The organism is Methanobrevibacter sp. UBA212 (assembly GCF_905233225.1).
GTDB lineage: Archaea > Methanobacteriota > Methanobacteria > Methanobacteriales > Methanobacteriaceae > Methanocatella.
Genome location: NZ_CAJODJ010000025.1, coordinates 1 through 13,005, shown reverse-complemented (window position 1 = coordinate 13,005; position 13,005 = coordinate 1). Strand labels below are relative to the sequence as shown.

The 13,005-nt window shown below is 35.5% G+C and carries 12 protein-coding genes and 1 tRNA gene; 6 read left to right on the top strand and 7 right to left on the bottom strand.

Features of this window, described 5'->3' with window-relative positions; all coding sequences use genetic code 11:
* Positions 1–86: 86 nt before the first annotated feature.
* Together QZ138_RS07605 and QZ138_RS07600 are read right to left on the bottom strand one after the other, a co-directional pair.
* Positions 87–953, bottom strand: coding sequence for a shikimate kinase (locus tag QZ138_RS07605; protein ID WP_292888226.1), 867 nt, complete (start codon positions 951–953; stop codon positions 87–89).
* On the bottom strand, positions 950–2,035 hold the full coding sequence (locus tag QZ138_RS07600) for a glycosyltransferase family 4 protein (RefSeq protein ID WP_292888224.1): 1,086 nt from the start codon (positions 2,033–2,035) through the stop codon (positions 950–952). The genes QZ138_RS07605 and QZ138_RS07600 overlap by 4 nt, the downstream gene beginning before the upstream one ends.
* An 898-nt stretch (positions 2,036–2,933) precedes the next feature.
* Between QZ138_RS07600 and QZ138_RS07595 the strand changes: the two genes are divergently transcribed.
* Genes QZ138_RS07595 through QZ138_RS07585 form a run of 3 tightly spaced genes read left to right on the top strand, consistent with a single transcriptional unit; the run spans position 2,934 to position 5,968 of the window.
* Positions 2,934–3,203, top strand: coding sequence for a hypothetical protein (locus QZ138_RS07595; protein WP_292888222.1), 270 nt, complete (start codon positions 2,934–2,936; stop codon positions 3,201–3,203).
* On the top strand, positions 3,175–4,809 hold the full coding sequence (locus QZ138_RS07590; RefSeq protein WP_292888220.1) for a hypothetical protein: 1,635 nt from the start codon (positions 3,175–3,177) through the stop codon (positions 4,807–4,809). Before QZ138_RS07595 ends, QZ138_RS07590 begins: the two co-directional genes overlap by 29 nt.
* Positions 4,751–5,968 carry a hypothetical protein gene (locus QZ138_RS07585; RefSeq protein ID WP_292888218.1) on the top strand — a complete coding sequence of 406 codons (1,218 nt, stop codon included), beginning with the start codon at positions 4,751–4,753 and terminating at the stop codon, positions 5,966–5,968. The genes QZ138_RS07590 and QZ138_RS07585 overlap by 59 nt, the downstream gene beginning before the upstream one ends.
* 68 nt (positions 5,969–6,036) lie before the next feature.
* Here QZ138_RS07585 and cbiD read toward each other — a convergent pair whose 3' ends face one another.
* Positions 6,037–7,122, bottom strand: a complete 1,086-nt coding sequence (cbiD, locus tag QZ138_RS07580; protein WP_292888216.1) for a cobalt-precorrin-5B (C(1))-methyltransferase CbiD — start codon at positions 7,120–7,122, stop codon at positions 6,037–6,039.
* Between the two features lie 24 nt (positions 7,123–7,146).
* A complete protein-coding gene (locus QZ138_RS07575) occupies positions 7,147–7,416 on the bottom strand; it encodes a thioredoxin family protein (RefSeq protein WP_292888213.1) in 270 nt (89 codons plus the stop codon).
* 127 nt (positions 7,417–7,543) lie between these two features.
* On the opposite strand from QZ138_RS07575, the gene QZ138_RS07570 reads away from it, so the two are divergent.
* Complete coding sequence (locus tag QZ138_RS07570; RefSeq protein WP_292888210.1) at positions 7,544–9,622, top strand: DEAD/DEAH box helicase; 2,079 nt, start codon at positions 7,544–7,546, stop codon at positions 9,620–9,622.
* 14 nt (positions 9,623–9,636) lie between these two features.
* On the opposite strand, the gene QZ138_RS07565 is transcribed toward QZ138_RS07570, so the two are convergent.
* The gene (locus QZ138_RS07565; protein ID WP_292888207.1) at positions 9,637–9,942 is read right to left on the bottom strand and encodes a DUF2098 domain-containing protein; all 306 of its coding nucleotides are present in this window, start codon (positions 9,940–9,942) and stop codon (positions 9,637–9,639) included.
* Positions 9,943–9,954: 12 nt separating this feature from the next.
* Positions 9,955–10,239: a PRC-barrel domain-containing protein gene (locus QZ138_RS07560; RefSeq protein WP_292604457.1), complete on the bottom strand. Its 285-nt coding sequence runs from the start codon at positions 10,237–10,239 to the stop codon at positions 9,955–9,957.
* Between the two features lie 103 nt (positions 10,240–10,342).
* Here QZ138_RS07560 and QZ138_RS07555 point away from each other — a divergent pair, with 103 nt between their 5' ends.
* The gene (locus QZ138_RS07555; protein ID WP_292888204.1) at positions 10,343–12,007 is read left to right on the top strand and encodes a tRNA uridine(34) 5-carboxymethylaminomethyl modification radical SAM/GNAT enzyme Elp3; all 1,665 of its coding nucleotides are present in this window, start codon (positions 10,343–10,345) and stop codon (positions 12,005–12,007) included.
* 54 nt (positions 12,008–12,061) lie between these two features.
* Positions 12,062–12,796 carry a deoxyribose-phosphate aldolase gene (gene deoC / locus QZ138_RS07550; RefSeq protein ID WP_292888203.1) on the top strand — a complete coding sequence of 245 codons (735 nt, stop codon included), beginning with the start codon at positions 12,062–12,064 and terminating at the stop codon, positions 12,794–12,796.
* 112 nt (positions 12,797–12,908) lie between these two features.
* Here the strand turns inward: deoC and QZ138_RS07545 are convergent.
* Positions 12,909–12,981 (bottom strand) — tRNA-Phe (locus QZ138_RS07545).
* Positions 12,982–13,005 lie beyond the last annotated feature (24 nt).

The window sequence follows — 13,005 nt, the reverse complement described above, 5'->3', positions numbered from 1 at the left end:
ACCAAATTGATAATAATATAATTTATTAAAATCATAGTATATAAACTATATGTTTATTTTTAAAATTATGGTAAAAATCTATTTGACTACAGCAAACAACATCCATCATTGTCAACGGCGGTTTCGATTACTCGCCCTTCATATTTGCTCCACACATCCTGGACATCACCTGTTGAATCTTCATCAACAACTGCAAAAAAGGCAGAACCAGTCCCAGACAGGCCTGATGCAAATGCTCCTGCCTGCAGAGCATCAATAGCGATTGCTGAATTGAAGCCTAATGTGGATGCATAAATCAAACCATTCAAGTTGATTGCCTTGAAATAATCCTTCTTGGATGCAAAATCATATGCGGTTTCAACCAATGGAGAGAGAACTTTCATGCGCCCGACATCTGAATCGCCGGATTTTGAATGGAAATTTGGCATGTAAATCAAAATGTCATGTTCCTCCATCCTTTCCCTAATGACGAATTTCCTATTTTTATTGTCGGTTACAACAACCCCTCCAAAATATGAGGCGGTTGCATCATCAAAAGAGCCAGTGATTGTAACGCCCGCATCAAGAGAGGCATCAATAGCCATGTTGATTATTTCCAAGTCATTCAGAGGGTTCAAATCAAATTCATCTGCGACAATTTCTGATGTGACTTTTACAATGGCATTTGACGAAGCGCTGCTGCTTGAAAGGCCTGAAGCCATAGGCAAGCTGGACTTTGTCTTCAGATTGACTCCAAATTCATCCGGATTGATGTTATAATGGTCAAAAACCTTCTGAACGCACAAATCCATCAATCCTGTGTCTGCACCAACATCATTGGCACATTCAATTCCCTTTGAAATTGACTTTGCCTCACACCTGATGTCCAAACCGATTCCGAATGCGGAACCGAATCCTGTGGCGATGGCATTGATTATTGTTGCTGAACCTGGAGACCTTACTGTCTTTTTCATTGTTTAAGCTCCTCATATGGAATATCAACTACGGAAAAATCCAATGCCCTGTTTCTTGCATTCATCGAGAAAATCAGCCTTAAGTTTTCATCATTGACCATCCTATCGACAGCCATAGCTATTGAAGAAACCTTAGTTGGATCAATCAGCAGTCCAACATCATCGGTGATGATTTCAGTAATTCCTCCAACATCACTTCCGATAACCGGCTTGCCGCATGCCAATGCCTCAATCAATACCAAACCGAAGCTTTCAGAATAGGACGGCAGAATCAAAACATCACAGCTCGGGATGATGTCCTCCACATCATCACGGGAACCTGTAAATATCACATCACGAATGTGTTCCTCTTCAACTTTCTTTCTGAGCTTTTTAAATAAAGGGCCGTCCCCAACAACAACCAGGTAATAGTCACTGTTTGCGACTTTTTTGGCTTCGAGAAGTGAATCGACGTTTTTCCTTTTAATCAGGTTGCCGACAAAAAGAACGATAGGCTTGTCTTCAAGTTTATATTCCTTTTTAAATGAATCATTATGTTTGGTTGAAAATTTATTGATGTCAACGGAGTTCCATGAAAGTTTGGTTTTGTTGGCTATTCCCACAACACCTGTTGCAATTATCTCATGCCTTAATGCATTGCTTACTGCAAAAACACCATCAGCCTCTTCCAATACCTTTCTGACTGTAGAACGCATGAAAGACTGATTTTTATACAATTCAAACATGTCGGAACCATGTGCAGTTACATATGTCTTGATATTATATTTTTTCCCAACTTCAACAGCCACCGCTCCGGCAGGGAACAAGTAATGGCCATGAATAATATCGATGTCTTCGGTTTCCAAAAGATTTTCCAATGCCTTTTTAGCATTCTTCTTAAACATCAATCCCCTAATGCCTTTAATGCTAAGTCCTTTTGTTGGAATGACATGAATTCCATCAATATCCTTGATTTCCTTGTGAGGATAAGTTATCACATAAACCTCATGGCCCATCTCAACCAATCTTTTTGATAAGGTATGAATATGAACACCAACCCCTCCGACATGTGGAGGGAACTGACCAACCATAGCTATTTTCATAAAATAAAACTCCAAAAATTCACTATAATTATATAATGAGATTATTATTTAAATAAATATGCAAAATCGTGAAAATCAATGATAAAAAAAAGTCAAATTTAATGTCTTATTGCAGAGAAAAAATCTCTACAATATTCCGCATTAGACATTAAAATTCTAATCAATTTTATTTTTCCTTTAGAGGCTTACTTTAAAAGTAATTCTCTTGTATTATCATATTATTAAAATATTATATAAACTTAACTATTAATTTTAAAAAATAGGTAATTAAACAGTTTCCATCTAGGGAAAAGACCTCACGAAAACTAAGTTTTTCAAAGCCCATCATTGAATCGTTTATATTTAATTACCCTTTAAATGGAGATGAAAATTGAGCTATTATCTTCTACATTTTATTAGAATCATTAATGATTTAATAATTGAAGCAATATTAAACCAATATGACCCGATCGTGAAGATAAATAACTCCACGATTCTCACCTCCCAAGGAAAAATGGAAAGAAAAACCAATGCAGCATGCGGAAAAAACTGAACTGATAATTAAATAAACACTACTTAAAAATAATAATTTCATGTTTATCCACCTCCCTTATTGATTAGATTGAGGTCTTTACTTGAAATATAGTTTAACTCTTATTTAAAGATTGTTGAAGCCGTTTTGTAAAATTGCAGGTATTTTAAAACATTATAGTCATTAAAACATGATATATAAAGGTTTTGATAATTCTCATATTATTATTTAAATAAATATCCGAAAATTAGTAAAAATCAATGCCAAACATTTCCTAAAAATAACAATTCCTGTGTATTCCCAGTTGCCATTAAATGTCACTACACCAATTTTAAATATTATTCTTTATATAATATTTTTTAATTAGATATTTTAGGAATGATAATATTGTTTAATAAAAAAGTTATTTTATTGATATTTTTAATTTTTTTATCAGTATCGGCAGTTAATGCAAATTCTACAGATGATTCTGTTTCTACAAGTCCTGTTGATAATGATAATTTGACTGTTGATAGTGCTGAAAACACTGTTCATAGTGAATCTAGCGAAGGAAATTTTAAGGATTTAACAGGTTTAATTGAGGATGTTTCTCAAAATGGCACATTGGAATTAACTAAAAATTATAAACATGATTCAGTCCATTACAATTTCAGGTAACGGACACATTATTAACGGATCAGATGCATCAGGAATATTTAAAATTTCAAATTCAAATATAATTTTAAAGGACATCATATTTTCAAATGCTTTTAGTGGAGATTGCGGTGCAGCAATTAACTTAAATAATGTCAATTGTGAAATAATTAATTGCAGTTTTATCAATAATCAAGCCAATAATGCTGGCGGAGCAATATATTCATCCAATTCCAATATCAACATTACAAATTGTACTTTTTCAAATAATATGGGACATGGTTTGTTTGTTCAGGGCGGTGCAATATATGCAACATACAATTCCGCTGTCAATACAGCCAACACCAAGTTTTATCACAACAATGCTGATTGCGGAGGAGCAATCTTTGCTTTTAACTTTACAGACTTAAATATAAATCATTGTGATTTCTTTGAAAACATTGCAAACTATTACGGCGGATCCATATACTCTGATTCAGTGATTAAAGTCAATCATTCCAATTTTTACAGCAATAAAGCAAAATTAAAAGGAGGAGCAATTCATTCATCCAACAGTCCTTATTTCTGTAATGACTATCTGATGGTGAACAATTCCAAATTTTATAATAATTCCGCTGAATGGGGAGGAGTCATTTTATGTTCCAATATTGGAAATAATTTAATTTATAATTCCACATTTGTTTCAAATCATGCTGTATGCGGTGCAGTCTATTCAAGGACAAGCATCAACAATGTCAGCATTATAGATTCCTCATGCTTTGATAATGAAGCCGTCAACGGAACTATAATCTATGCCCCATCCTGTGGAGAAATTATTTTAAAGAATGGTAATTTTACAAATAATGATGGAGATTACGGTGTGTTGATTTACACCGTCCAGGGCCGTTTTAAATTAACTTTCCTTAATCACAATATAACAATTAATAATTGCAACATATCCGACAATGATGCATCACATTCATTGATTTTCAGTCTTTGGGGCAACATACTTTTAAACAATTCCAATTTAGTTTATCATGATAATTCGTATCCATGTTTTGTGATCTATAAAATTGCCAATGGCACTGTTGATTATGAAAATAATTATTTCGGTGCTGCAGAACCTGATTTCTCTAAATTAATATATGTCAACGATACAGTCGGCAGTTATAATTTATCTGCTTTATCTAGTTCTTCAGACCCGTCTGATGGTGCATGTTCATCCAACATTATTCAAATTGATGAAAATCATACCGTAGTCTCTTATAGAAGAGACTCTTCTGTGCCTCTTACTCTTTTCATTGGAGGAAATGGAGAAATGCGTCAAGTTAAATTTGATGACACATATTTCCTTCATTTAATAATTACCAAGGATGGTTGGGTAGTTACACATGGAGGCTTTGATGGCCCATTTGTCTCCGAACAGGTTGAGGCCATTGCTAAAAAAATGATTGAAAATAATGAGATTTCCCAAGAGTATCTGGATTTAATTTATGATTTAAAATATTTTTATGGACTATCAATGGGTCATTTTATTATTAAAGCTCCAGACGGAAGATATGCTATTGCAGATTATTTTAATCAATCAAGCCATGGTTTTGAAATGGGAATTCGAATATATTTTATGTCCGAACAATTTTTTACTTCATAAAAAAGGCAACATATCCGACTTTGAATATGAAGATAATATTCTAACTTCAAGATATATTGCTGCAACTGATCTTTATGGCGTATATAGAACCACTATACAAACCTATGACTTTAAAAAAGAAATTATTGACGGACAATTAATTACTCATGCAGAAGTTTACATATCCAATGATGATGGGCATTTTCGTAACGTTTCATGGGGGGATTATTTTAATGATGTTTATTATTCAGATATGAAATATCTTTTTGGTGAAGATATTCCAATAACTATGAATGGAAAATATTTGGAGGATTTTATTTTAGATACAGTTCAACTCAACAAAACTAAATTAAATGCATCTCCAATTGTAACTGCATATGGTGAGAGCAATTATCTGACTGTAACTTTATTGGATGAATTTGATAATCCTTTAAGAGGAAAACAAATCATCATCGGATTAAACAACACTAATCTGACTTTAATAACAAACCCTGAAGGTCAGGTTAAAGTTCCAACTGAAAATTTAAATTCAGGCACTTATATAGTTTCAATTACTTTTAAAGGCGATGAAGATTATGCCGATTCAGAAGAACTTTCCGTTATAATTGTTAACAAACTAAAAACGGAATTGACCCAATCTTCAATATCCGCTGTTTATAATATCAATAAGAATTTAGTTGTCACATTAAAAGATGAGCGCGGAAAAGTTATCGAGGGCGTTAAAGTAAATATTGTGCTGAATGGTATAAATCATGTGTTGACTGCTGATAAAAATGGTCAGGTGAAACTTTCAACAAAAGGATTGGCTCCGAATGTTTACGATGCAGTAATCTTATTCAATGGGAATGAAAATTATGAAAATTCATATGATACTGCAAAAATCACCGTTAAAAAGGCAAAAGTGAAATTAACTGCTAAAAATAAACTGTTTAAAAAATCTAAAAAGATTAAAAAATTCAAGGTCACTTTAAAAAACAACATTGGCAAAGCTGTTAAAAATGTTAAAATCAGTTTAAAGATTAAAGGTAAAATTTACAATGCAAAAACTAATAAGAATGGCGTTGCAACATTCAAAATTAAAAAATTCAACAAAAAAGGATCTTTTAAATCTACAGTTAAATTTGCAGGCAATAAATATTATAAACCTTTAACAAAAACAGTTAAAATTAAAATTAAATAGAGGATGTTAAAATTTAACTGAATAATTAAATTTTTTCATCTAATTTTTATTTATTTGAATTACCCGGATTATTTCTTAGTTATAATCTCCATATTATCGTTTAAGAAATTTCCTTCCATATCAACCAGAAACACATTCAAATCCAAGTCAAAGCGCTGTTTGCATCTGTCTTTGATTGCATCTGCAATGCTGTTTGAAACCTCAACTGAAACATCAAGTTCATTTAATATGTCCATCATGTCATCGGTCGTTTTGGAATCAAACAATCTTTGAAGATCCTTCTGGCCAACCCCACAGATTCCAGCATGAGCAACCATTATCTCACGCCTGCCATCGGCAACGGCATGTTTGGTATTGAATAATCCTCCGGCAACCTTAATCAACTTGCCCATATGTCCAAAGAATGTGAATTCGGTTATTCCCCTTTTTTCAGCCTCTTCAAACATGAACCCTACATAATTGCCTGTTTGAACAATCTGTTCCTTGGTAACATTCAATTTTTTTAAGGCCAATTTTTCACCGATGTTTCCCGGAACGAAAACCAAATCACCAATATCTGAAGCCAGTGCAACATCCAATTGAGTGACGATGGAATTCTTATAGGCATCACTGGACATTGACCTTGCAATGCCTGTAGTTCCCAAAACGGATATTCCACCAACGATTCCAAGTTTTGGATTCATTGTCTTTTTGGCTATCCTTTCGCCTTCAGGAATGGAAATAGTGACCTTTACGGATTTTCCTTCAGGCAATTTATCTTTTAAGTTTTTAACAATCATTCTTCGCGGAACCGGATTTATCGCATAATCCCCTACAGGAATCTGAAGGCCGGGCTTTGTGATTTTGCCGACACCTTCCCCACCGGTAATGACAACATCATCCTCGCCTGTTTTATCAAACAGTTCAACAGTTGACACGATTGCAAGGTCCACCGTGACATCAGGATCATTATAGGGATTCTTGTGAGCTACAGCATATGCCTTATCCTGTGAAACTTTCTTGCATTCATCGATGATGATGTCTAAAGTCTTTTTGGGAGTTTCAACTTTAACGCATGCAATATCTGGAGTGTCCAGGATTGCATCCAAAGCGGCCAGGGAACACGCAGTAGCTATTGTTCCAGTTGTGACGCCAATATAATTATCATTAGTCATTTTAAAAATAAAAAAAGAGAGAATCTATAACATAGATTCAAGATGTGCGATTAGTTCGTTTTCAGTAGGCGCACCTACAAACACGACATCCCCATTAATTACAATTGTTGGAACTGCCATGATTTGATAGTCAATAGCCCTTTGTCTGTTTTCAGGATTGTTAGGATCATCAATTTTTATTGCTTCAACATCAATTGATTCACCCAATTTGTCTTTAGCTTTTTCTGCCGCTTCAATTGCAGCAGGGCAGTGCGGACAGGTACTAGTTGAAAATACTTCTACTTTAATTGCCATAAGTTATGTCTCCTTAAATAAGTTAATTTGTAAATATTTTATAATTTAGTTATATATAATTGTTACCCAAATACTTTTCAAATGCTCTCTGGAAATATTTAATATATATAAAAAAAATAAAAATTAAATGATTAAAATGGAAAATTTAAGAGACGACATCAAAACAATAATCAATAGTGCTTATCCTTACATTGAAGAGTTCAATCCTGCCCAAAAAGCCGTGATTGAATCCGGTTATCTAGAAGACAAATCAAATTATATAATTTGCATTCCAACAGCGAGCGGTAAAACCGTTCTTGGAGTATTGCCCGCCCTGAAGACAATACTTGATGGCGGAAAAGCAGTCTATGCAGCGCCACTGCTTTCAATTCAAAACGAAAAAGTTAAAGAGTTCAAGGCTTTTGAAGACTATGGAATCAGTGTAGGAAAGCATCCTGCAAGCTCTGATTTGTCAGTAATGGTTTTTGAATCATTTGATGCACTTACAAGATTTTCCTGGAATACATTAAGGGACGTTGACACTCTAATAATTGACGAATTCCATATGATTGGGGAATTCTCAAGGGGCCCCACTCTTGAAGCTGCAATAACAAGGGCAAAAATCATAAATCCTTCAATGAGAATAATTGCACTATCCGCCACATTAAGAAATATTGAAGAAATCGAAGGATGGCTTGAAGGAAAATGCGTTGAGCATGACTACAGACCGGTGCCGCTTCATAAGGAAGTATTGGATGCAGAGATGTTCAATACAAAAAACAAAAACGATGTCATTGTAAAGGTACTGGAAAAATCAATCAAAGACTCATCACAGGCATTGGCTTTTGTTTCAACCAGAAGATTTACGGAAAGCCTTGCGACATACGTTTCCAAAAAGATTGACAAAAAAATCAATGTGAAACAAAGGGAAAGCTTTAAGGAAGTTGCAGAAAAAATACTCGACGTTCCAAAAAGGAAGGGTTCACTCCCAACAACAACCTGCCTTAAACTGGCCGAAAGCATAGAGCACGGAGTGGCATTCCACCATGCAGGCCTTTTCAATGAACAAAAGGAAATCATTGAAGACGAATTTAGAAACGGAAACATTTTGATGATTACTGCAACTCCAAGTTTGATGTATGGAGTCAACCTGCCTTCAAAGACTGTTGTCATAAGGGACAATACCCGCTGGACCGCCCAGGGACCTCAGCCGATTCCGGTCTTCGATTATGAGCAGATGTCCGGAAGAGCCGGAAGGCCACAGTATGATGATGTAGGATACTCATATCTGATTGCAAAAACCATGGATGAAGCCATGAACCTGGAGGCATACTATATCAATGGTGAAATTGAATTGACCAATTCAAAGCTTGTGGACAACAAGGATGCAATCTTAAAACAAATCATTGCCCAAATCGCTTCCACACTTTCCAAAAATCTGGATGAATTGACAGAATTCTTCTCAAAAACATTATATGGCTATCAGATGGCAAACAACCCTTCAATGGCCATGTTTGCTGCCGACAGCATAAGATTTGAACTTGAAAATTCCCTGGAATTCCTGCTTCAAAATGGAATAATAAGGGCAACACCGGAAGGGTTGAAAACAACTGATTTTGGAAGCCTGATTGCAAAATCCAATTATTCCGTTGAAACTGCGGTTAAAATCAAGGAGTACATTTCCGGAATCACACAAATCAATGTCAACGAATTCATATATGCATTATGTGAAACACCGGATGTGCCACTGATTTCATTCAAGGGCCGAAAATCAAAAGATCCTGTTCGTGAAAAATTATCAGAAGCTGGACTATTTGCAGTCGATATCGGCAACCCCGAAGCAACAGCAGTATCCTTGATGGAGTGGATTGATGAGAGAAACGAATATGAAATCGAAAACAGATACAGCGTCTATTCCGCTTCAACAAGAAGGTCTGCCTATGAAGCATCAAGACTTGTCAAATTCGCAAAGGACACTTCAGAAGTCCTGGGCAATTATTCCAACCTAAAAGACTTTGATATTTTATCCGCCAGATTGTATTACGGTGTAAAAGAAGACATTATTCCACTGGTAGTCAGCGTTAAACGACTCGGAAGAAAAAGAGCAAGAAATCTGGTCAAAATATTTGGAAACGATTTGAGTGGCGTTTCTGAAAATGAGTTACAAAAAGTTGAAGGCATCGGACCTAAATTAGCCGAAAAAATTAGATTGTTCGCAAATAATTAAAAAAAAGGTGGGATTTAACCTCCACCTTCAGCGACACTGGAATCCATTTGCATGTCTTCCAATGCATTTGCTTTTTCTTTCATTGCTTCTACATCAAGATCCTGATTATCCCTATCATCATATAGGGTGGATTTCTTAATGTCTTTATCATCAAGCAATTCAACTAAATTAGAACGATACCATAATTCGGTTTTATCGAGTTTTACCCATTCCATGCCATCCTGTGTTTTAACGTCGACAACCATTCCGATTGTTCCTGTATCCACATATCTGACATAGGAATCAAGAGCAATTTCTAATCCTCTTGCATCAAAAACCATTTTAATACCCGTTTATTCTTTTTCTTCATCTTTAATTTCTATTTCAACGGTTTCAGCTTCTTCTTCAATTTCTTCTTCTTTGGTGATTTCTTTGTTTAAGATAATGTATGCACCGATAGTTGCAATGTCTTCAAAAGAGATTTCAAGTTCATCTCTGGAGAAGAGATTTTTTTGTAAAGTTAAAGTAATAGTTTCAATTTTACCAGTTGCGGTGTCAAAATCAACATTGTCAACTTTACCGACTACATTTGCATTTTTATCTAAAACGGTTGATCCGATAAATTCTTTAATTTTCATTTTTTCACCTTCTGAAATATTCAATATAATATATTTTATTTCATTAAGTATTTAAATAACACCAGTATATAAAGTTAACTATTGTAGATATGGTGAAAATAAAATGGAAAAAGCATGTAGAATAATTATTAATGATATCCTGGATGGCAAAATCACAACCCGAAGGGAACTTGAAGTCGAAAAAAGGCAGCTATGCCGTGACTTTAAGCTGTCCAAGTTCATGAGCAATGCAGATATCCTGGAATATGCCCAACCTGAAGAGAAGGAAACCGTTTCAGGAATTTTAAAAAAAAAGCCCACCAGGACAATGTCCGGAGTTGCGATTGTTGCAGTCATGTGTCATCCCCACAAATGTCCGCATGGAAGATGTTTCTATTGCCCTGAAAGCGATATTGCACCTCCAAGCTATACCGGAGAAGAGCCTGCAGCACTCAGGGGCAGAATGTATGACTATCACCCTTATGTCCAATGTTTCAACAGATTGAAACAGCTTAAAAAAATCGGCCATCCAATAGATAAGGTTGAATTGATCATCATGGGAGGAACATTCCCATCAAGGGACTTATGCTATCAGCAATGGTTTGTATCACAATGCCTCAAGGCAATGTGCGATTTCGGACTGATTATGGAAAACAAACCAACAAATTACGATTATAATCTTGACTATGAAGAGATAAGGTCTTTTGAAAAGGGAGTATTGAAGACTTACCCTCCAAACGATTATGTCCTTGTTGAAGAAGCTCAAAGGGTCAATGAAAATTCAAAGGTGAGATGTGTCGGAATGACTTTTGAGACACGTCCGGATTACTGCAAAAAAGAGCATATCAACAGGATGCTTGATTTTGGAGTTACAAGAGTTGAGCTGGGAGTTCAAACATTATCGGATGAATTATATGCCAAAATCAAACGTGGACACAAAATAGCTGACGTGATTGAGGCAAACCAGCTTCTGAGGGATTCCGCCGTTAAAGTGGCCATGCACATGATGCCAGGGCTCTTTTCAAATCAGAGCGAAGATTTGAAAATGTTCAAGCAGCTGTTCAGTGACGATAATTTCAAACCGGACATGCTCAAGATCTATCCATGCCTTGTGACAAAGGGAAGTGAACTGTATGACCTGTGGCAAAGCGGAGGATATGAACCGTACAATGACGATGAAGCCGTTGAACTGATAACTAAAGTCAAATCGATTCTTCCAAAATGGGTCAGAACCATGAGAATCCAAAGGGACATTCCCTCAACGCTAATTGAAGCGGGAGTGAAGAAATCGAACCTTGGAGAACTGGTTTACAACAACCTCGAAAGGGAGCATATCGACTGCCAATGCATTCGCTGCCGTGAAATCGGCCACAAAAAAACTTCAAGGGAATATACCTTAGACGATTTTGAGCTATTCAGCGAAAATTACACCGCATGCAACGGCGAGGAACATTTCCTATCAATTGAAGACATTAACGAAGAAAGCATTGCAGGATTTATAAGATTGAGACTGCCTTCCAAAAATCATTTCAGACCGGAAATTACCGACACCACAGCATTAATCCGTGAACTGCATGTCTATGGAAACATGATTAAGATTGGTGGTAAAAATCCAAAAATCGGGCAGCACACAGGATTTGGCGAAAAACTCCTGAAAGAGGCTGAGAACATTGCTCTGGATAATGGAAAGGATGAAATGGCAATCATCAGCGGAATAGGCACCAGAAACTATTACCGCAAATTCGGCTATGAAAAAGTCGGGCCTTACATGATGAAAAAGCTGACATGAAAATATTTAAATATAATGTTCGTACATATACTAACTAATTGAGAGAGTGATATTATGGTTTATAATATAAAAAATTCAAAACAACTGGCAAGCCTAATAAATTACACTAACCTAAATAATATGATTACTGAAGGGGAAATGAAAGAATTTCTCGAAAAAGCAAAAGAATTGAACTTCCATTCAGTCGTCATATCACCAACCTACATGCCATTAGCTAAAGAAATATTGGCTGACACCGACATAAAGGTTGGAAGTGTAGTGGGATTTCCGCTAGGTTTTGAAGACACCGAAAGTAAAATCGCAGCAGCTCAAGAACTCCTTAAAAAAGGAGCAGATGAAATTGAAGTTGTAATCAACTTAAGCTACCTGAAAGACGAAAGGTATGATCTGCTTGAAAATGAGATAAAGCAAATCAAGGAAGTTGTGGGAGACAAAATCTTAAAAGTCGTGATGGAAACCAAAGCATTGGAAGACTACCAAAAGGCAAATGCTGCAAAGGTGGCTGAAAATTCAGGAGCAGACTTCATTAAAAATTCAACAGGATTTGTAAGTCCAAACCACATCTTCGAAAATGTTAATGATATCAACATCATCCAAAAATACGCTCCAAAAATAAAAATCGAAATTTATGGAGGCATAAACGAATATAAATTTGCAAACCAAATATTGACCGGAGGAGCAGATTTGATTGGAAGTGACAACGGTTATGATATTGTCAAAAAATATAAGGAATTAAGAGAAAACACACAAGTAACCCCAAAACCTATCACATTAACCAAAAATGATTAGATTAAAAAAAAATCCATCACCTTTTTTAATCTATTTTTAAAGCTAATTTTTTAAAAAAATTTTATAGAGTACTAAAATTATCAAAGATTTTAGAAAAATAAGATAAAATAAATGCCATGGGCCGGACTTGAACCAGCGACATCTAGATCTTCAGTCTAGCGTTCTCCCATCTGAACTACCATGGCATATGGACCGAACGAGATTCGAAC